Origin of the sequence: Pseudomonas syringae group sp. 243L2, assembly GCF_032587875.1 — a bacterium.
Classification (GTDB): Bacteria; Pseudomonadota; Gammaproteobacteria; order Pseudomonadales; family Pseudomonadaceae; genus Aquipseudomonas; species Aquipseudomonas amygdali.
The window spans coordinates 61,243-80,586 of sequence record NZ_JAWHPL010000010.1 but is presented as its reverse complement, the minus strand read 5'-3'; the positions used below and the strand labels follow the sequence as shown (position 1 = coordinate 80,586).

Below are 19,344 nucleotides of genomic sequence, written 5' to 3'. Positions count from 1 at the left end.
GAGGACCCGCAGAGGTCCTTGTTTTCCCGTGATTGACTCGATGGAGCTTCGCCATGACTGCTGCTCATTACCCGCACCTGCTGGCCCCGCTGGACCTGGGCTTCACAACCTTGCGCAACCGGACCTTGATGGGCTCGATGCACACTGGTCTTGAAGAGCGGCCGGGTGGTTTCGAGCGCATGGCGGCTTATTTTGCCGAGCGGGCACGCGGCGGGGTCGGGTTGATGGTGACCGGCGGGATCGCGCCCAACGAAGAGGGTGGCGTCTACGACGGTGCGGCAAAACTCACCAATGCCGAAGAGGCGGAGCAGCATCGCATCGTTACCCGTGCGGTCCACGAGGCTGGCGGCAAGATCTGCCTGCAGATCCTGCATGCCGGTCGCTACGCCTATAGCCGCAAGCAGGTTGCGCCGAGTGCTATCCAGGCCCCGATCAACCCTTTCACGCCGCGTGAGCTGGACGAAGAGGGCATCGAAAAGCAGATCGCTGATTTCGTGACCTGTTCCACGCTGGCCCGCAGTGCCGGGTATGACGGTGTCGAAATCATGGGTTCGGAAGGCTATTTCATCAATCAATTCCTCGCCGCACATACCAACCACCGCACCGATCGCTGGGGCGGCAGCTATGAAAACCGCATGCGCCTGGCGGTCGAGATCGTTACGCGGGTGCGTGAGGCGGTCGGTGCGGATTTCATCATTATCTTTCGACTGTCGATGCTGGATCTTGTGGAGGGTGGTAGCACCTGGGAAGAGATCGTCCAGCTGGCCAAGGCGGTCGAGCAGGCGGGTGCGACGCTGATCAACACCGGGATCGGTTGGCACGAGGCACGTATTCCGACCATCGCCACCAAGGTGCCGCGTGCAGCGTTCAGCAAGGTCACTGCCAAACTGCGAGGTTCGGTGAAGGTGCCGCTGATCACTACCAACCGCATCAATACCCCGGAAGTTGCCGAGCGCATCCTCAGCGAGGGCGACGCCGACATGGTCTCGATGGCTCGTCCTTTTCTGGCCGACCCGGAATTCGTCAACAAGGCTGCGGCGGGGCACGCCGAACGGATCAACACCTGCATCGGCTGTAATCAGGCCTGCCTTGACCACACCTTCGGCGGCAAGCTCACCAGTTGCCTGGTCAACCCGCGCGCCTGTCACGAGACCGAGCTCAACTACCTGCCCACCCGGCAGGTGAAGAAAATTGCCGTGGTGGGTGCCGGTCCTGCCGGTCTGGCTGCTGCAACCGTTGCTGCACAGCGCGGACATGAGGTGACGGTGTTCGATTCGGCCAGCGAAATCGGTGGCCAGTTCAATATCGCCAAGCGCGTGCCGGGCAAGGAAGAGTTCTCCGAGACGCTGCGTTACTTCCGCAACAAAGTGGAAGAAACCGGCGTGCAATTGCGCCTCGGCACTCGCATAAAAGCCGAAGACTTGCTGGGGGCCGGCTTTGACGAGGTGATTCTGGCAACCGGCATCGCACCGCGCACTCCTGCCATCCCAGGTATCGATAACCAAAAAGTGCTCAGCTATCTGGATGTCATTTTGCAGCGCAAGCCGGTCGGGCGCAGCGTGGCAGTGATCGGCGCAGGCGGTATCGGTTTCGATGTGTCGGAATTTCTCGTACACCAGGGCGTGGCCACCAGCCTGGATCGCGAGGCGTTCTGGAAAGAGTGGGGCATCGATACCATGCTTGAAGCGCGCGGCGGCGTGGCCGGGATCAAACCTGATGTGCACGCCCCGGCACGCCAGGTGTACCTGCTGCAACGCAAGAGTTCCAAGGTGGGCGACGGCCTGGGCAAGACCACCGGCTGGATTCACCGCACCGGGCTGAAAAACAAGCAGGTGCAGATGCTAAACAGTGTCCAGTACCTGAAAATCGACGATGCCGGGTTGCATATTCGCATTGGTGAAGACGGCGAGGAAAAGCTGCTGGCGGTAGATAACATTGTGATTTGCGCCGGGCAGGACCCGCTGCGCGAGCTGTATGACGATCTGGTCAGCGCCGGGCAAAGCGTCCATCTGATCGGCGGTGCAGACGTTGCCGCCGAGTTGGATGCCAAACGCGCTATCGATCAGGGTTCGCGTCTGGCCGCTGCGCTCTGATTGAGCTTGTCTGTAAACTGCGCGGATGATTGTTGACGCCCTTGACTGGCAGCCCACTGCTGCGCTGCAACGCTTGAACCTGCCCTGGCTGCAAGATGCCGGGGTCGAGGTGGCGATCCTGCGCCTGGACCTTATTGACTCGCTCATCAGCGGCAACAAATGGTTCAAGCTCAGCGAACACCTGCCCCAGGCTGTAGAGGCGGGTGCAGAGGGATTGATCAGCCTGGGCGGCGCACACTCCAATCATCTCCATGCTCTGGCAGCAGCGGGCAGGCGCTTCGGTTTCCCGACGGTGGGCCTGTTGCGTGGTCACGCCCAGCAGACGCCGACGGTACTGGACCTGCAAGCTTTTGGCATGCAATTGCACTGGTTGGGCTATGCGGGTTATCGAGCACGACATGCTGCGGATTTCTGGCTGCCCTGGCAGGCGCAATATCCTGAGCTGTATCCGATTGCCGAAGGCGGTGGCGGGCTTGCCGGTGCGCTGGGCTGCGCAAGGTTGCGGGAGATGGTCGATAGCCAGCTCGGGCACCTTGGCTGGGACGATTATCACGGCTGGTGGCTGGCAGTCGGCACCGGCACAACGCTTGCCGGTTTGCTGTTGGCCGAGGCCGGCGCCCATCCGGTATATGGCGCGATGGCGGTGCCGGACGATCATGGCGTTGCTCAAAACATCGTGGCTGTGTTGAAAGAAGCCGCAGGGTCGCAGGCGAACGCCTCGCCGAACCTGCCCGCTGCCTGTGTCCTGCTGGCGGCCAGCCGGGGCGGTTTCGCCAGAACCGATGCCGCGCTGCTCGACTTCATCGCCAGCAGCGAGGCGCATAGCGGCGTACCTCTGGAGCCCTTGTACACCGGCAAGGCTTTGCTGGCCCTGCACGATGAGGTGCTGGCCGGTCGGTTCAAGTCAGGCAGCCGTCTGGTCCTCGTCCATACCGGTGGCCTGCAGGGGCGGCGCGCGATGGGCCTGTAAGCCTTGTGGCAGAGCCTTTGGCATGAATTCTGCGCAGATCGGTGGCGAGACGTCGGCCATGACTACGTGGATGACACTTCTGGAGTGAGGCATCCGGGTCGCTGTCTCGATAATTGGTCCATTCCAGATCAATACGCTGAGGTCAGCCATGACAACTACCGCCGTAGAGCAAGTCGATCCTGCCACGCTGAAAAAGGTCATCGTCGCGGCGGCCATCGGCAACTTCGTCGAATGGTTCGATTTCGCCGTGTACGGCTTTCTGGCAACCACCATCGCGCTGCAGTTTTTCCCAAGCGGTGACAGCAGCGCCGCGTTGTTGAAAACCTTCGCCGTGTTTGCCGTGGCCTTCGCATTCCGGCCATTGGGCGGGATTTTCTTTGGCATGCTGGGTGACCGCATCGGGCGCAAGAAGACCCTGGCGATGACCATCCTGTTGATGGCAGGCGCGACCACACTGATCGGCTTGTTGCCGACGTATGCAGCGATTGGCGTGATGGCACCGATTCTGCTGACCATGATTCGCTGTGCGCAGGGTTTCTCGGCCGGTGGCGAGTATGCCGGGGCCTGCGCCTACCTCATGGAGCATGCGCCGCGCACGCAGCGGGCCTGGTACGGCAGCTTCGTGCCGGTGTCGACGTTTTCCGCCTTCGCTGCCGCAGCAGTGGTGGCTTACGCGCTGGAGTCGTCACTGTCGACCGAAGCCATGGGCAGTTGGGGCTGGCGCCTGTCGTTTCTGATTGCAGCGCCCTTGGGGCTGGTCGGCTTGTACTTGCGCTGGAAGCTCGACGAAACTCCGGCCTTTCAGGCTGTCACGCAAGAGCACGCCGTGGCTCACTCGCCACTAAAGGACACCTTGCGCCATCATGCAGCTGCCATGTGTTGTCTGGGAGCGTTCGTGTCGTTGACGGCGCTGTCGTTCTATATGTTCACCACTTACTTTGCGACCTACCTGCAAGTGGCTGGCGGGTTGAGCAGGGCGACGGCGCTGCTGGTTTCGTTGATCGCACTGGCCTTCGCCGCTGCTCTCTGTCCGCTGGCCGGTGCCTATTCGGATCGGGTAGGCCGTCGGGTCACCATGGCAACGGCCTGTACTCTGTTGATGGTCGTGGTGTTTCCGTCATTCCTGATGGCCAGCTCCGGCTCGTTCATTGCCTCGATCATCGGGGTCATGCTGCTTGCTGTGGGCGCAGTGCTGTGCGGTGTAGTGACGGCAGCGCTGTTGTCGGAAACCTTCCCGACCCGCACCCGCTATACCGCCTCGGCAATCACCTACAACATGGCCTACACCCTGTTCGGCGGCACCGCGCCGCTGGTGGCGACCTGGCTGATCGGTGTCACGGGCAGCAACCTGTCGCCAGCGTTCTACCTCATTGCCGTAGCTGTATTGGCGATGGCTGGCGGCCTGGCCTTACCGGAGACCTCGAAAATCTCGCTGCATGATGTGCCCGTTGCAGGCGAAGAGCCGGTGATGGGGTCGATTGCCTGAGCGTCACGATCGGCATGCCATATAAATAGCAGCTGCCAACGCAGTGCGTTTCAACCGCGATGGCACTGGCGACGCAGAGTGCGACCTTAGTGACAGGGTGAAGGAATGACGAAGTCGGGCCGGAAACAGGAGCGAGGGCTTTGGTTACTATGGCCCCTCAAAGTAACTCGCCGAGGGGCGAAAAAGGTGACCTGAGTCGAACCCCAATCCACCTGACATCGCAGAACCGCTGTGCTCTCAGCCGCGTTCCCGCGCTATCAATTCAACAGCGCAGTCGTCTCGGGCACAAAGTCGAATGAGTTCAGACTGAAACCCTGCTCATCCACCTGCAACACCCAGCCCTGACGATCCCAGTCGCCCAGCACAATGCGTCTGGCTGCCTGATCGCCGATCTGCAACTTATGAATCGCGGGGCGATGAGTGTGGCCGTGGACCAGAGTACGCACGTCGAACTGCTGCATGATCCGCGGCACCTCGTCTGGCGTCACATCGACAATATCATTGGCCTTCATACGGGTTTGCGCACGGCTTTCATTGCGCAACTTGCGCGCCAGCTTGTGCCGGGTGCCCAGCGGCAAATGGCGCAGAATGAAAAGCGTCAGCGGATGGCGCAGATAACGGCGCATCCGGATATAACCTTCATCGCGGGTGCACAGGCTATCGCCATGCATCAACAGCACGCGCTCACCGTTCAACTGCACGACGCTCGGATCGCTCAACAGGGTGCAACCCGCTGCCTTGCAGAAACCCTTGCCGATCATGAAGTCGCGGTTGCCGTGCATCAGAAAAATTCGTGTGCCGCTGTCACTCAATGCGCGCAGGGCCTTGCAGATTGAAAGCTGAAACGGTGACATGGCGTCGTCACCGATCCAGACTTCAAAGAAATCCCCGAGGATATACAGCGCTTCGGCTTCGCGGGCGCGGCCCGCGAGCAGATCCAGAAACGCCCGGGTAATGTCCGGGCGCTCCTGTTCAAGGTGCAGATCGGAGATCAGCAGTATCACTCAACGATCTCGGCTTTCTCGATGATCACGTCTTCTGCAGGCACGTCCTGATGACCGGCTTTGCTGGTAGTCGCAACGCCCTTGATCTTGTCGACGACATCAGTGCCTTCGATCACTTCACCGAATACAGCGTAACCCCAGCCCTGAACGGTCTTGGCGCTGTGGTTCAGGAAGGCGTTGTCAGCCACGTTGATGAAGAACTGCGCAGAGGCCGAATGCGGCTCCATGGTGCGGGCCATGGCGACGCTGTACTTCTTGTTCGGCAGACCGTTGTCGGCTTCGTTCTGGATGCTTGGGCGCTTGTCTTTCTTTTCTTTCATGCCAGGCTCGAAACCGCCGCCCTGAACCATGAAGTTACCGATCACACGGTGGAAAACCGTGTTTTCGTAGTGGCCAGCGTTAACGTATTCGATGAAGTTGGCTACAGTCAGTGGCGCCTTTTCTGCGTTCAGTTGCAGAACGATGTCGCCGTGGTTGGTGGTCAGCTTTACTTTGGACATGTGGAAAGTCGCTCTAATAGTCATGCATGAATGGGCACATTATGACCCTGACGCGCAGTTTACGGACGAGGTTACATTTTTCAGCGCTTTTGCAGCTTTTATGCCCTCAAATGTGCACTCTGTTGTCAGGGACTTGACAGCTTCGGCTATGATAAGCGCTTTGATTTAGTCGGCCTACCCTGGCCGCGCACGTATGTCCAAGGATCCTATGAGCAAGCCCACTCCAGAACCCGCTGCCCATTCCAAGGCAGGCCCAGCCGTACCGACCAATTTCCTGCGTCCAATCGTGCAGGCAGACCTGGACTCGGGCAAGCACAGTAAAATCATCACGCGCTTTCCGCCAGAGCCCAACGGTTACCTGCACATCGGTCACGCCAAGTCGATCTGCGTGAACTTCGGTCTGGCCAAGGAGTTCGGTGGCGATACGCACCTGCGTTTCGATGACACCAACCCGGCCAAGGAAGACCAGGAATACATCGACGCCATCATGAGCGACGTCAAGTGGCTGGGCTTCGAGTGGGCGGGCGAAGTGCGCTACGCTTCGCAGTATTTCGACCAGTTGCACGACTGGGCGGTCGAGCTGATCAAGGCAGGCAAGGCTTACGTTGACGATCTGACCCCCGAGCAGGCGCGCGAATACCGCGGCACCCTGACCGAGCCGGGCAAGAACAGTCCGTTCCGTGAGCGCAGCGTCGAGGACAACCTCGACCTGTTCGCGCGTATGAAGGCTGGTGAATTCGAAGATGGCGCTCGTGTACTGCGTGCCAAAATCGACATGGCCTCGCCGAACATGAACCTGCGTGACCCGATCATCTACCGCATTCGTCATGCGCATCACCATCAGACCGGCGACAAGTGGTGCATCTACCCGATCTATGACTTCACCCACGGTCAGTCGGATGCCCTTGAAGGCATCACCCACTCGATCTGCACCCTGGAGTTCGAAAGCCATCGTCCGCTGTACGACTGGTTCCTCGACAACCTGCCGGTGCCGTGCAAACCGCGTCAGTATGAGTTCTCGCGGCTGAACCTGAACTACACCATCACCAGCAAGCGCAAGCTCAAGCAACTGGTTGACGAGAAACACGTCAGTGGCTGGGATGACCCGCGCATGTCGACGCTGTCCGGTTTTCGTCGTCGTGGCTACACGCCGAAATCGATTCGCAATTTCTGCGAAATGATCGGCACCAACCGCTCTGACGGGGTGGTCGATTTCGGTATGCTCGAATTCAGCATTCGCGACGACCTGGACCACAGCGCGCCGCGCGCCATGTGTGTGCTGCGCCCCTTGAAAGTGGTCATCACCAACTACCCGGAAGGTCAGGTCGAGAAGCTGGAACTGCCGCGCCATCCGAAAGAAGACCTGGGCATGCGCGAGCTGCCGTTTTCGCGGGAGATCTACATCGATCGCGACGATTACATGGAAGAGCCGCCAAAAGGCTACAAACGTCTTGAACCCAATGGTGAAGTACGTTTGCGTGGCAGCTATGTGATTCGCGCCGACGAAGCGATCAAGGACGCAGAGGGCAACATCGTAGAACTGCGTTGCTCCTACGATCCGGACACCCTGGGCAAGAACCCTGAAGGCCGCAAGGTCAAGGGCGTTGTGCACTGGGTGCCAGCGGCCGAGAGCGTTGAATGCGAAGTGCGTCTGTATGACCGCCTGTTCCGCTCCGCCAACCCGGAAAAAGCCGAAGACGGCGCGAGCTTTCTGGACAATATCAACCCCGATTCCCTGCAAGTGCTGACCGGTTGTCGTGCTGAACCATCATTGGGACACGCGCAACCGGAAGACCGTTTCCAGTTCGAACGCGAAGGTTATTTCTGCGCGGACATCAAGGACTCGAAACCCGGTCAACCAGTCTTCAACCGCACGGTCACGTTGCGGGATTCCTGGACCTGAGATATGTCCGAGGGGCAGATAGTGCTTTCTATTTACAACACGCTCACCAAGAGCAAAGAAGTATTCAAACCGCTGGATGGCAACAAGGTGCGCATGTACGTCTGCGGGATGACCGTGTACGACTACTGCCATCTGGGCCATGGCCGCAGCATGGTGGCGTTCGATCTGGTGACTCGCTGGTTGCGCTTCAGCGGTTACGAGCTGACTTATGTGCGCAACATCACCGATATTGACGACAAGATCATCAATCGTGCGCGTGACAACGGTGAGTCGTTCGACGCGCTGACTGCGCGCATGATCGACGCCATGCACGAGGACGAGGCGCGCCTCAATATCCTCAAGCCGGACATGGAGCCGCGTGCCACCGATCACATCGCTGGCATGCACGCGATGATCCAGACCCTGATCGACAAGGGCTATGCCTACGCTCCGGGTAACGGCGACGTGTATTACCGTGTGGGCAAGTTTCAGGGCTACGGCAAGCTGTCGCGCAAGAAGATAGAAGACCTGCGCATCGGCGCGCGGATCGAAGTGGATGAGTCCAAGGAAGACCCACTGGACTTCGTGCTCTGGAAAGGCGTCAAGCCTGGCGAGCCGAGCTGGGAGTCGCCATGGGGCGCAGGGCGTCCGGGCTGGCATATCGAATGCTCGGTGATGTCGACCTGCTGCCTGGGTGACACCTTCGATATTCATGGTGGCGGCAGCGATCTGGAGTTTCCGCACCATGAAAACGAAATTGCCCAAAGCGAAGCGGCCACCGGCAAGACCTACGCCAATGCCTGGTTGCACTGCGGGATGATTCGCATCAATGGCGAGAAGATGTCCAAGTCCTTGAACAACTTCTTCACCATCCGCGACGTGCTGGAGAAATACCATCCGGAAGTGGTGCGTTACCTGCTGGTATCCAGCCACTACCGCAGCGCGATCAACTACTCCGAAGACAGCCTGCGTGAGTCGAAGGCGGCGCTGGAACGCTTCTATCACGCGCTCAAGGGGTTGCCGGTTGCCGAGCCTGCGGGTGGGGAGGCGTTCGTCGAGCGTTTCAGCACGGCGATGAATGATGATTTCGGCACGCCGGAAGCGTGTGCGGTACTGTTCGAAATGGTCCGTGAGATCAACCGCCTGCGTGAATCCGATGTCACCGCAGCGGCGGGTCTGGCGGCGCGCTTGAAGCAGTTGGCCAGTGTGCTGGGTGTTCTGCAGCTCGAAGCCGACGACTTTTTGCGTGCAGGCGCGGAAGGGCGGGTCGATGCAGCGCAAGTGGAAGCGCTGATTCAGGCACGTCTGGCTGCACGCGCGGCGAAGGACTGGGCCGAATCCGACCGGATTCGCGACCAGATCACCGCCATGGGCGTACTGCTGGAAGACGGCAAGGGCGGCACGACCTGGCGTCTGGCGGACTGATCAAATAAGGCGGCTAGTGACGCGGAACGTCACGAAGTGCATTCCCACGCGGAGCATGGGAATGAAATGACCCGGGAGACTATCGTGCCCGATCCTCGATGTGCGGTCTGCCGAAAGCCAAAAACTAGACAATCCGCTGTTCCCGCAACCGCTTGTACAGCGTGTTGCGGCTTACCCCCAGGCGTTTTGCCAGCTGTGAAATATTTCCGCCAGCCGCTTGAAACAGTTGGCTCAGGTCTTCTGTCGTGTGAAGGCGCACAGTGGATTCCTGGGTTTTCACCGGCTCTCGGCAGTCCTCATCCATGCCCATATCCAGCAGAAAATCCTCCGGCAGGTGCTCGGTACTGATCGGCTGTTCATCTGCCAAAGCCAGCGCCACCTGAATCACGCTGTTGAGCTGACGAATGTTGCCCGGCCACGGGTGATGTTCGAATAACTCGAGCACTTCCCGAGAAAACCCCGCCCGTTGATGAGCGTCGCGATGCCGTTCCCAAATACGCTGGATGAGTGCATGTTTGTCGGTGCGCTCGCGCAACGGCGGCAACTCGATGTTGAGCCCACTGATTCGATAATAAAGGTCCTGGCGAAAGTGCCCCGTCTGAACCTGATCGCGCAGGCTGCGATTGGTGGCTGAAATCAGGCGTATGTCTACCGGATATAATTCACTGCTGCCCAACGGCTGAACGCAGCGTTCTTGCAGCACACGCAGCAATCGCGCCTGTACCGGCAGGGGCATGTCACCGACTTCATCCAGAAACAGCGTGCCTTTGTCGGCTTTGCGAATCAGGCCAATGCTGCCTTTTTGACTGGCACCGGTGAACGCCCCTCTTTCATAGCCAAATAGCTCGGCTTCGACCAGTTCGGCCGGGATCGCCGCGCAGTTGACAGCGATCAGCGGCTGAGTGGCGCGGCTACTGGCTTGATGCAGGGCTTTGACAAACACTTCCTTACCTACCCCGGTTTCCCCGTGGATCAGCAGCGGAATGTCTTTTTCCAGCAGCCGCTGCGCCTGATTCACGGCTTTCTCGATTTTTGCGTCACCCAGGCTGATCGCTTCCAGGTCCAGGCTCCGCAGCGCGACAGGTGCCTGAACCGGCTGGACGCTGTGCAGCTTCAGCGGCTTGCGGGTCGGACGCTTGAGCAGACATTGAAAGCGATTGTTGCCAAACGCGTGCAGTGCAAACGGCCGCGCTTCTGTCTCGCTGAGCAGTTGCAGGATAGGGCACTTGAACAGCGTTTCGATACTGGCACCGGACGGCGTCGTCCCCAACAAATTGTCAGCGCGTCGATTGGCGCAAAGGATCTGGCCGCTTTCATCAAAAATCAGCAGGCCTGCCCATTGGCTGTCGAGATTGTTCAGGCCCGTATTGAAAATCAGCTGATAGTGCGAGTCGCGGAACTGATCGAGGATCAGTCGGTTTTCCACCGACTGGCTCATCATTTTGACCATACCCAGCGTATGCGAGGGGGGCAGGAAACTGTCGCTGGACACATCCAGCACGGCAATGATGCGTCGATCAGCATCGAAAATCGGTGAAGCTGAACCGGTCATGAAGCGATTAGCCTTGAGGAAGTGCTCGTCCGGTTCAATGTGAATGGCCTGCTCACAGGCCAGTGCTGTGCCGATGGCATTAGTGCCGGTGCCCCGTTCGCTCCAGCTCGCGCCAGCCATGAAGCCCTGTGCCTGAGAGGACTCGACGAAGCGTTGCGCGCCCCAGGATTTGAGCAACTGGCCTTGAGGGTCGGCCAGCAGAATCAGGCAATTGGAGTTGCTTAGAATGTTTTCGTAAACCGGCAGGACTTCCTGATGGGTGGTCTGCACCAGCCCGTGATGGCGCTCCAGCAGCCTGGAAACCTCAGCGCCCGGCAGTTGGCCGAATGAAGGACGCGTCTGATGGCTGAGACCGAAATCCCGGCAGCGCCTCCATGAATCCTGAATGATGATGTCGTGAACGAGCGAAGCGCTGGATTGAGACATGAGGATGCCTGCGAATATGACGTGTTGTTTTTGTTTTTAGGTCCCGTCGGCGTGACCATCCTTGCCCGCAACGTCCGTCCAGTGTCGTTCAGTTTTGTTCAAAGTCAATGTTCATTTTGTTCAAGTGTTCAGTGTTTACTGTTCATTATTGTTCAGCTGTGAAAGCGCTTTCGCCCCCTGAATACGGGGGAAGGCTCTGTTTCGCGGCTCGCAAGCAATCTGGCCGAACTGGCACGAATGTCGCTATCTGCAAATAGTCACGCATTCACCCTTAAGAAAAAAACAACAAAGGGCACGCCATGTCTCTCACGCTGGAGCACGTCAGTCGCGCGGTCGATGGTCAGGTCTGGATCGACGACGCTTCCCTGAGCTTTGAGCCAGGATCTTTCAACGTTCTGCTGGGGCGAACCCTGTCCGGCAAAACCAGCCTGATGCGCCTGATGGCCGGGCTGGACAAGCCTGACAGCGGGCGGGTGCTGATGAACGGGGTCGACGTTACAAATCGACCAGTTCGTCTGCGCAACGTCTCGATGGTTTATCAGCAGTTCATCAATTACCCAAGCATGACGGTGTTCGAAAACATCGCCTCGCCGCTGCGTCAGGCCGGTCTGTCCAAGGATGTTATCCACAGCCGTGTGCAGGAAACCGCGAAGATGCTGCGCATCGAAAAATTCCTGCAACGCCATCCCCTCGAACTGTCCGGTGGGCAGCAGCAGCGCACCGCTATGGCCAGAGCGCTGGTCAAGGACGCTGAACTGATCCTCTTCGATGAACCGCTGGTCAACCTTGATTACAAGCTGCGTGAAGAGCTGCGTCAGGAAATGCGCGAGCTGTTCGCCGCTCGCCATACCATCGCAATCTATGCCACTACCGAGCCCAATGAAGCGCTGGCGCTGGGTGGCACCACCACCATTCTGCATGAAGGGCGGGTGGTGCAGAGCGGCAAGACTCCCGAGGTCTATCACCGGCCGAGCACGGTATTGGCGGCCGAGCTGTTCTCTGAACCGCCGATCAATCTGATGCCGGGCCGTATAGACGGCAATGAAGTCAGCTTCGCCAACTTTGTGCATTTCCCGCTCAACGTCGACCTGCGGGCCGTCGGTGATGGTGAATACCGCTTTGGTGTGCGTCCCAGCCATTTGAGCCTTGTGCCTTCCAACGATGATGATCTGGAGCTGGCGGTCACCGTCGAGCTGGCGGAGATCAGCGGCTCGGAAACCTTTCTGCATGTGCGCAACGAGCTGTTTTCACTGGTTTTGCACCTGCCGGGCGTGCATGCCTACGACGTTGACGCATCGATTCGGGTGTACATCCCGACTCACAAATTATTTGTATTCGATCAGCAGGGCGGCCTGATTCAGGCGCCGGGCCTGCGCATGGCGAGGGTTGCCTGATGGCCGAGATCCGCTTGCAAAACCTGGCGCACAGTTACAGCGCCAAGCCTGGTCCTGACGATTATGCAATTCGCGAGATGAGCCACATCTGGGAGCAGGGCGGGGCTTACGCGCTGCTCGGGCCGTCCGGCTGCGGCAAGTCAACGTTGCTCAATATTATTTCAGGGCTGCTCAGTCCCTCTCAAGGGCAAGTGCTGTTCGACTCGAAAGTGGTCAACGAACTGCCCCCGGAGCGTCGCAACATCGCTCAGGTTTTCCAGTTTCCAGTGATCTACGACACCATGACCGTGTTCGATAACCTGGCCTTTCCGTTGCGCAATCAGGGCCTGGACGAGGCGCGGATTCTCATCAAGGTCAATGAAATTGCCGATGTCCTGGACCTGCAGCCGCTGCTGAAAAAGAAAGCGCGCAACCTCAGCGCGGACGAAAAGCAGAAAGTCTCCATGGGTCGCGGGCTGGTGCGCGATGACGTGTCGGCGATCCTCTTCGACGAACCGCTGACCGTGATTGACCCGCACCTGAAGTGGAAGCTGCGCCGCAAGCTCAAGCAGATCCACGAGCAGTTCAATATCACCATGGTTTACGTCACCCACGATCAACTGGAGGCGTCGACTTTCGCCGACAAGATCGCCGTGATGTATGGCGGACAGATTGTGCAGTTCGGCACGCCGCGGGAGCTGTTCGAGAAGCCGTCGCACACCTTTGTCGGCTATTTCATTGGCAGCCCTGGCATGAACCTGATTGACGTTACGCCTCAACCGGGCGGTGTCGGTTTTGCCGACATTCATCTGCCGCTGCCTGAGTCGTTGCAGCAAAAGCTTGCCAATACACCGTGGAAAAGTCTGAAAGTGGGCATTCGTCCAGAGTTCGTGCATGTCTGGGACGGGCCTTACGACGATGCGATGTGCGCTGACGTGACCTATGTGGAAGACCTTGGCACCTACAAGATCATTACCCTGAAACTGGCCGGGCAACTGCTCAAGGTTCGTTTGCAGGAAGACAAACCGGTGCCGCACGGCCAGGCCTGGATCAGCTTTCCAGGGCAATGGCTGATGCTCTATGCCGACGATTACCTGCTTGAAGCCGGCCCGGCCAGTGAGGTGTCCCATGCGTAAGGTGCAGAACAACAAAGCCTGGTGGCTGGTGATGCCGGTGTTTTTGCTGGTGGCATTCAGCGCGATTATCCCGATGATGACTGTGGTCAATTACTCGGTGCAGGACATCTTCGACCAGTCCAGCCGCTATTTTGTCGGTACTGACTGGTTCCGCCAGGTCTTGCAGGACCCGCGCCTGCACGATTCGCTGCTGCGCCAGTTCATTTACTCGGGTTGTGTACTGCTGATCGAGATCCCGCTGGGTATCGCGATTGCCCTGACTATGCCCACCAAAGGCCGCTGGTCTTCGCTGTGCCTGATTGTGATGACCATTCCGTTGCTGATTCCGTGGAACGTGGTCGGTACCATCTGGCAGATCTTCGGCCGTGGCGATATCGGCTTGCTGGGTTACACGTTGAACAACGTGCTGGGCATCAACTACAACTACGCCGCCAATGCTTCGGATGCCTGGGTGACAGTGCTGGTCATCGACGTCTGGCACTGGACTTCGCTGGTGGCTTTGCTGTGCTATTCAGGGCTGCGAGCCATCCCGGATGTCTACTATCAGGCGGCGCGGATTGATCGAGCCTCCGGCTGGGCCATCTTCCGGCATATCCAGCTGCCGAAGATGAAAAGCGTGCTATTGATCGCGGTGATGCTGCGCTTCATGGACAGCTTCATGATCTACACCGAGCCGTTCGTGCTCACCGGTGGCGGTCCTGGCAACTCCACTACTTTCCTCAGTCAGACCCTGACCACCATGGCGCTCGGGCAGTTCGACCTGGGGCCTGCGGCGGCGTTCTCGCTGGTGTACTTCCTGATCATTCTGTTGGTGTCATGGGTGTTCTACACCGCCATGACTCACAGCGAAAAGAATTGAGGGGCTGGTCATGAGTCTGCGCAAAATCATACCGCTGTGGATTTACCTGTTGTTTCTGCTGGTGCCGATCTACTGGCTGATCAACATGTCGTTCAAGACCAATACCGAGATCCTCGGTGGCCTGACCCTGTGGCCGCAGGACTTTACCCTGGCCAACTACAAGGTGATTTTCACCGACGAAAGCTGGTACAGCGGTTATCTGAACTCGCTGTACTACGTGTGCCTCAATACCGTGATATCGCTGAGCGTTGCGCTTCCGGCAGCCTACGCGTTCTCTCGCTATCGTTTTCTCGGCGACAAGCACCTGTTCTTCTGGCTGCTGACCAATCGCATGGCACCACCGGCCGTGTTCCTGCTGCCGTTTTTCCAGCTCTACTCGTCCATTGGCCTGTTTGACACGCACATCGCCGTTGCACTGGCGCATTGCTTGTTCAACGTTCCGCTGGCGGTATGGATTCTGGAGGGCTTCATGTCCGGCGTTCCCAAGGAAATCGATGAAACGGCCTACATCGACGGTTATAGCTTTCCGAAGTTTTTCGTGAAGATTTTCATTCCGCTGATTGGCTCGGGTATCGGTGTTACCGCGTTTTTCTGCTTCATGTTCTCCTGGGTCGAGCTACTGCTGGCGCGCACCCTGACATCGGTCAATGCCAAACCGATTGCTGCGGTAATGACTCGCACGGTCTCGGCGTCGGGTATCGATTGGGGAGTGCTGGCGGCGGCGGGGGTGTTGACTATCCTGCCGGGTATGCTGGTGATCTGGTTCGTTCGCAACCATGTGGTCAAGGGCTTTGCTCTTGGTCGTGTCTGAGGAGTCGAAAAAATGGAGTGGATGTCCTGGACACTGCCCACTGCGGCCTTTTTCATCAGCATCGCATTGCTTCTGGCGGGGATGACCGTATGGGAGTTGCGCTCGGCAAGTATCGAGCGCCGTGGTTTTCTGCCGATTGCCACCACGCGTGGCGACCGTTTGTTCATTGGGCTTCTGGGTAGCGCTTACCTGCATTTGCTGGTGATAGGCGCGACCGACTGGAGTGTCTGGATCGCTTCAGGGGCCTCCCTGGTGTGGCTGTTGGTGGTGATGCGTTGGGGTTAGAGGGCGGCCGGGCGCGATTGCCGGGGTGATCCGGTCGGCGATATTCGAAAAGCGGGACTACATAAAAGCAACATTGGAGATGACTATGTTCAATAAGAAAAACAAGCTGCAACATAGCGTGACGCTGGCGACCATGATGATGCTCAGCGGGTTGAGTGTTTCGGCGTGGGCAGATCAGTACGAAGATGCGGCGAAGAAGTGGGCGGCCAGTGAATTCAAACCGAGTACGCTTTCCGATGCAGAACAGTTGAAAGAGCTGGAGTGGTTCATCAAGGCCGCCGAGCCGTTCCGTGGCATGGACATCAAGGTGATATCGGAAACCCTGACCACCCACGAGTACGAATCGAAAACCCTGGCCAAGGCCTTCACTGAAATCACTGGTATCAAAGTCACCCATGACCTGCTGCAAGAGGGTGATGTGATCGAAAAACTGCAGACCGCCATGCAGTCGGACAAAAGTATCTACGACGGCTGGGTCAACGACTCGGACCTGATCGGGACACACTTCCGCTACGGCAAGGCACTGTCGCTGACCGACCTGATGGCCAGTCCGGAAGGCAGCAAGGTCACCTCGCCGACTCTGGACCTGAAAGACTTCATCGGCACCTCGTTCACCACCGCGCCGGACGGCAAGCTTTACCAGCTGCCTGATCAGCAATTCGCCAACCTGTACTGGTTCCGTGCCGACTGGTTCGAACGTCCCGACCTGAAAAAGAAATTCAAGGATAAGTACGGCTATGAGCTGGGCGTCCCGGTCAACTGGTCGGCCTACGAAGACATTGCCAAATTCTTCAGCGAAGACGTCAAGGAGATCGACGGCAAGAAAGTCTTCGGGCACATGGATTACGGCAAGAAGGACCCGTCGCTGGGCTGGCGCTTCACCGATGCCTGGTTCTCCATGGCTGGCAGCGGCGACAAGGGCTTGCCTAACGGTCTGCCTGTGGACGAGTGGGGCATCCGCGTCGAGGATTGCCACCCGGTCGGCTCCAGCATTACCCGCGGTGGCGACACCAACGGGCCGGCAGCGGTGTTCGCGACTCAGAAATACATCGACTGGCTGAAAGCCTACGCACCGCCTGAAGCTGCGGGTATGACCTTTTCGGAGTCTGGTCCGGTTCCGTCGCAGGGTAACGTCGCGCAACAGCTCTTCTGGTACACCGCCTTTACTGCCGACATGACCAAGCCGGGCCTGCCAGTCATGAACGCCGATGGCACGCCGAAATGGCGCATGGCCCCGTCACCCAAAGGGCCGTACTGGAAAGAAGGCATGAAGCTCGGTTACCAGGACGTGGGCTCATGGACCTTCCTGAAGTCTTCCGACGAGAAGAAGCGCCTGGCGGCCTGGCTGTATGCGCAGTTCGTGACCTCGAAAAGTGTTTCGCTGAAGAAGACCATTGTCGGTCTGACGCCGATTCGCGAGTCGGACATCAATTCCAAGGAGATGACCGCTCTGGCACCCAAGCTGGGAGGTCTGGTGGAGTTCTATCGCAGCCCGGCCCGCGTTCAATGGTCGCCTACCGGCACCAACGTGCCTGACTATCCGAAGCTGGCACAGCTGTGGTGGAGCCATGTGGCCGAGGCGGTCACTGGCGAGAAGACAGCGCAGGAGGCCCTCAACGGTCTGGCCAAGGATCAGGATGCCATCATGACGCGCATCGAACGTTCCAAGGTTCAGGAAGCCAGCAAGTGTGCGCCGAAGATGAACCCCGAAACGTCTGCCGAGGAGTGGTATGCCAAGGCTGAGAACAGCAACGGCAAGTTCCTCGCGCCACAGCGCAAACTGGCCAACGAGAAACCCAAGGGTGAAACCATCGCCTACGCTGACCTGCTGAAAAGCTGGGAGGCTGGCAAGAAGTAAGGTTTTGTCGAGGTAAAAAAACGGCACCTTGGAGGTGCCGTTTTTTATTGCTGCAGGCTGATCAGTCGTGCAGGGTTTCTGCGGCGTACAGCGTGTTTTCCAGCAGACAGGCGCGGGTCATGGGGCCAACGCCGCCCGGAACCGGAGTGATCCAGCCGGCGCGGGGCAGGGCAGTCTCGTAAACCACGTCGCCAACCAGCTTGCCATCGTCCTGACGGTTGATGCCGACGTCGATGACAATCGCGCCGGGCTTGATCCATTCGCCCTTGACCAGGCCCGGCTTGCCGGCGGCAACCACCACCAGATCGGCGCGACCTACATGGCCTGCCAGATCCTTGGTGAAGCGGTGGGTCACGGTGACCGTGCAGCCCGCCAGAAGCAATTCCATGGCCATGGGGCGGCCGACAATGTTCGACGCGCCAACCACCACAGCATCCAGACCGTACAGATCGACTCCGGTGCTTTCCAGCAGGGTAATGATCCCTTTGGGTGTGCACGGTCGCAGCAGGGGAATGCGCTGAGCCAGACGGCCGACGTTATAAGGATGGAAACCGTCCACGTCCTTGTCAGGGCGAATGCGCTCCAGCAGCAGCGAAGCATCGAGGTGCGCAGGCAAGGGCAGTTGCAGGAGGATGCCGTCGACAGCGGCATCCTCGTTGAGGCGGTCGATCAGATCGGTCAGTGCGGTCTGAGTGGTCTCAGCGGGCAAGTCGTAGGCCTGGGAGATAAAGCCGACTTCCTCGCAGTCCTTGCGCTTGTGAGAGACATAGACCTGAGAGGCAGGGTCGCTGCCGACCAGAATCACCGCGAGGCCCGGCGTACGCAGACCTTGCTGGCTACGTTCGGCGACACGTTTGGCGATCTGCTGGCGCAGGCTGGCGGCGATCGCCTTGCCGTCGATTAGTTTTGCAGTCATGACGCGTGATTAACCATCGAGAGGAAATAAAATGAGCGCGCATTCTCGCATGACATGGCGCGAGGGCAAAGGCGATTGCTTTGTATATTCCGCTAACTCCTTTATCTAGCTGAATTTTTTTCAAAAAAAGGTTGACGACCCCAGGGGCCGTCTATAAGATTCGTCGCACTTGCCGGGCAGAGCCCAGCACTGGTTAAGCTAGCACTGGTTGATTAGGTCAGGCAGAGTTGCAAATCAGCTCGGTGTGATTGAAAGCCTTTTAGTTTGTTATCGCAAGAATACAAATTATATAAGTGCCCGTAGCTCAGCTGGATAGAGCATCCGCCTTCTAAGCGGATGGTCGCAGGTTCGAGTCCTGCCGGGTGCGCCATTTAAGGCAGCTTTGGCACAGCAAGTAAGTTTTATCGTCACGCGCAATATGGTGGGCGTAGCTCAGTTGGTAGAGCACAGGATTGTGACTCCTGCGGTCGTGGGTTCGAACCCCATCGTCCACCCCATATTAAGAAGGGCGCCAGATTCATAGTCTGGCGCCTTTGCTTTAAAAGTCTGAAATGCGGATGTGGTGGAATTGGTAGACACACTGGATTTAGGTTCCAGCGCCGCAAGGTGTGAGAGTTCGAGTCTCTCCGTCCGCACCAGGATAACTGTAGTCGAGTGGTAACGCTTCGGTTGCAAAAGCTACAAAAAGAAAGCCGCCTAGTGCGGCTTTTTTTGTTTTGGCGTATTCGTTCCATCGCCTCGCGGGTCCGGCGGCCCTATTGCCGCCGG

The 19,344-nt window shown here is 58.5% G+C and carries 15 protein-coding genes and 3 tRNA genes; 14 read left to right on the top strand and 4 right to left on the bottom strand.

Annotation, left to right across the window (positions count from 1 at the left end; all coding sequences use genetic code 11):
- Window positions 1-53 precede the first annotated feature (53 nt).
- The 3 genes from RYB66_RS04255 (at window position 54) to RYB66_RS04245 (ending at window position 4,549) form a co-directional block, all read left to right on the top strand.
- A complete protein-coding gene (locus RYB66_RS04255) occupies window positions 54-2,093 on the top strand; it encodes an NADPH-dependent 2,4-dienoyl-CoA reductase (protein ID WP_005743872.1) in 2,040 nt (679 codons plus the stop codon).
- 25 nt (window positions 2,094-2,118) lie between these two features.
- Window positions 2,119-3,063, top strand: coding sequence for a 1-aminocyclopropane-1-carboxylate deaminase/D-cysteine desulfhydrase (locus RYB66_RS04250; RefSeq protein WP_005743873.1), 945 nt, complete (start codon window positions 2,119-2,121; stop codon window positions 3,061-3,063).
- Between the two features lie 148 nt (window positions 3,064-3,211).
- Window positions 3,212-4,549, top strand: a complete 1,338-nt coding sequence (locus RYB66_RS04245) for an MFS transporter (RefSeq protein ID WP_316893899.1) — start codon at window positions 3,212-3,214, stop codon at window positions 4,547-4,549.
- A 257-nt stretch (window positions 4,550-4,806) separates the two neighbouring features.
- Here RYB66_RS04245 and lpxH read toward each other — a convergent pair whose 3' ends face one another.
- Together lpxH and RYB66_RS04235 are read right to left on the bottom strand one after the other, a co-directional pair.
- Window positions 4,807-5,553: a UDP-2,3-diacylglucosamine diphosphatase gene (lpxH, locus tag RYB66_RS04240; protein WP_005733173.1), complete on the bottom strand. Its 747-nt coding sequence runs from the start codon at window positions 5,551-5,553 to the stop codon at window positions 4,807-4,809.
- On the bottom strand, window positions 5,550-6,053 hold the full coding sequence (locus tag RYB66_RS04235; protein WP_004661308.1) for a peptidylprolyl isomerase: 504 nt from the start codon (window positions 6,051-6,053) through the stop codon (window positions 5,550-5,552). The genes lpxH and RYB66_RS04235 overlap by 4 nt, the downstream gene beginning before the upstream one ends.
- A 208-nt stretch (window positions 6,054-6,261) precedes the next feature.
- Here RYB66_RS04235 and RYB66_RS04230 point away from each other — a divergent pair, with 208 nt between their 5' ends.
- Both RYB66_RS04230 and cysS read left to right on the top strand, forming a co-directional pair.
- Complete coding sequence (locus RYB66_RS04230) at window positions 6,262-7,956, top strand: glutamine--tRNA ligase/YqeY domain fusion protein (RefSeq protein ID WP_002552724.1); 1,695 nt, start codon at window positions 6,262-6,264, stop codon at window positions 7,954-7,956.
- 21 nt (window positions 7,957-7,977) lie between these two features.
- Window positions 7,978-9,360, top strand: a complete 1,383-nt coding sequence (gene cysS, locus RYB66_RS04225) for a cysteine--tRNA ligase (RefSeq protein WP_011168154.1) — start codon at window positions 7,978-7,980, stop codon at window positions 9,358-9,360.
- A 124-nt stretch (window positions 9,361-9,484) separates the two neighbouring features.
- On the opposite strand, the gene RYB66_RS04220 is transcribed toward cysS, so the two are convergent.
- The gene (locus tag RYB66_RS04220) at window positions 9,485-11,338 is read right to left on the bottom strand and encodes a sigma-54-dependent Fis family transcriptional regulator (protein ID WP_005782248.1); all 1,854 of its coding nucleotides are present in this window, start codon (window positions 11,336-11,338) and stop codon (window positions 9,485-9,487) included.
- 299 nt (window positions 11,339-11,637) lie between these two features.
- Between RYB66_RS04220 and RYB66_RS04215 the strand changes: the two genes are divergently transcribed.
- From RYB66_RS04215 to RYB66_RS04190, 6 genes are all read left to right on the top strand, one after another.
- Window positions 11,638-12,732 (top strand): ABC transporter ATP-binding protein, encoded by a 1,095-nt coding sequence (locus RYB66_RS04215; protein ID WP_002552727.1) that lies wholly within the window; start codon window positions 11,638-11,640, stop codon window positions 12,730-12,732.
- Window positions 12,732-13,847: an ABC transporter ATP-binding protein gene (locus tag RYB66_RS04210; RefSeq protein WP_005743877.1), complete on the top strand. Its 1,116-nt coding sequence runs from the start codon at window positions 12,732-12,734 to the stop codon at window positions 13,845-13,847. The genes RYB66_RS04215 and RYB66_RS04210 overlap by 1 nt, the downstream gene beginning before the upstream one ends.
- A complete protein-coding gene (locus RYB66_RS04205) occupies window positions 13,840-14,706 on the top strand; it encodes a carbohydrate ABC transporter permease (protein ID WP_002552729.1) in 867 nt (288 codons plus the stop codon). The genes RYB66_RS04210 and RYB66_RS04205 overlap by 8 nt, the downstream gene beginning before the upstream one ends.
- 10 nt (window positions 14,707-14,716) lie before the next feature.
- Entirely contained in the window at window positions 14,717-15,517 is an 801-nt protein-coding gene (locus RYB66_RS04200; RefSeq protein ID WP_003315280.1) for a carbohydrate ABC transporter permease, read from the top strand.
- A 12-nt stretch (window positions 15,518-15,529) separates the two neighbouring features.
- A complete protein-coding gene (locus RYB66_RS04195; RefSeq protein WP_002552730.1) occupies window positions 15,530-15,802 on the top strand; it encodes a DUF2160 domain-containing protein in 273 nt (90 codons plus the stop codon).
- Window positions 15,803-15,887: 85 nt separating this feature from the next.
- A complete protein-coding gene (locus RYB66_RS04190; RefSeq protein WP_316893896.1) occupies window positions 15,888-17,660 on the top strand; it encodes an ABC transporter substrate-binding protein in 1,773 nt (590 codons plus the stop codon).
- Window positions 17,661-17,721: 61 nt separating this feature from the next.
- Here the strand turns inward: RYB66_RS04190 and folD are convergent, their stop codons facing one another.
- Window positions 17,722-18,576 (bottom strand): bifunctional methylenetetrahydrofolate dehydrogenase/methenyltetrahydrofolate cyclohydrolase FolD, encoded by an 855-nt coding sequence (folD, locus tag RYB66_RS04185; protein ID WP_316893894.1) that lies wholly within the window; start codon window positions 18,574-18,576, stop codon window positions 17,722-17,724.
- Between the two features lie 293 nt (window positions 18,577-18,869).
- On the opposite strand from folD, the gene RYB66_RS04180 reads away from it, so the two are divergent.
- The 3 genes from RYB66_RS04180 (at window position 18,870) to RYB66_RS04170 (ending at window position 19,214) form a co-directional block, all read left to right on the top strand.
- A tRNA-Arg gene (locus RYB66_RS04180) sits at window positions 18,870-18,946 on the top strand.
- A 51-nt stretch (window positions 18,947-18,997) separates the two neighbouring features.
- A tRNA-His gene (locus tag RYB66_RS04175) sits at window positions 18,998-19,073 on the top strand.
- Between the two features lie 56 nt (window positions 19,074-19,129).
- Window positions 19,130-19,214 (top strand) — tRNA-Leu (locus RYB66_RS04170).
- Window positions 19,215-19,344: the final 130 nt, after the last annotated feature.

Bases quoted from the DNA above. Each gene is read 5' to 3' on its own strand.
- RYB66_RS04200 (WP_003315280.1), top strand. From the start codon at position 14,717: ATGAGTCTGCGCAAAATCATACCGCTGTGGATTTACCTGTTGTTTCTG.
- RYB66_RS04215 (WP_002552727.1), top strand. From the start codon at position 11,638: ATGTCTCTCACGCTGGAGCACGTCAGTCGCGCGGTCGATGGTCAGGTC.
- RYB66_RS04205 (WP_002552729.1), top strand. From the start codon at position 13,840: ATGCGTAAGGTGCAGAACAACAAAGCCTGGTGGCTGGTGATGCCGGTG.
- RYB66_RS04230 (WP_002552724.1), top strand. From the start codon at position 6,262: ATGAGCAAGCCCACTCCAGAACCCGCTGCCCATTCCAAGGCAGGCCCA.
- RYB66_RS04255 (WP_005743872.1), top strand. From the start codon at position 54: ATGACTGCTGCTCATTACCCGCACCTGCTGGCCCCGCTGGACCTGGGC.
- folD (WP_316893894.1), bottom strand. From the start codon at position 18,576: ATGACTGCAAAACTAATCGACGGCAAGGCGATCGCCGCCAGCCTGCGC.
- RYB66_RS04195 (WP_002552730.1), top strand. From the start codon at position 15,530: ATGGAGTGGATGTCCTGGACACTGCCCACTGCGGCCTTTTTCATCAGC.
- RYB66_RS04190 (WP_316893896.1), top strand. From the start codon at position 15,888: ATGTTCAATAAGAAAAACAAGCTGCAACATAGCGTGACGCTGGCGACC.
- RYB66_RS04210 (WP_005743877.1), top strand. From the start codon at position 12,732: ATGGCCGAGATCCGCTTGCAAAACCTGGCGCACAGTTACAGCGCCAAG.
- RYB66_RS04235 (WP_004661308.1), bottom strand. From the start codon at position 6,053: ATGTCCAAAGTAAAGCTGACCACCAACCACGGCGACATCGTTCTGCAA.
- RYB66_RS04245 (WP_316893899.1), top strand. From the start codon at position 3,212: ATGACAACTACCGCCGTAGAGCAAGTCGATCCTGCCACGCTGAAAAAG.
- RYB66_RS04250 (WP_005743873.1), top strand. From the start codon at position 2,119: ATGATTGTTGACGCCCTTGACTGGCAGCCCACTGCTGCGCTGCAACGC.
- RYB66_RS04220 (WP_005782248.1), bottom strand. From the start codon at position 11,338: ATGTCTCAATCCAGCGCTTCGCTCGTTCACGACATCATCATTCAGGAT.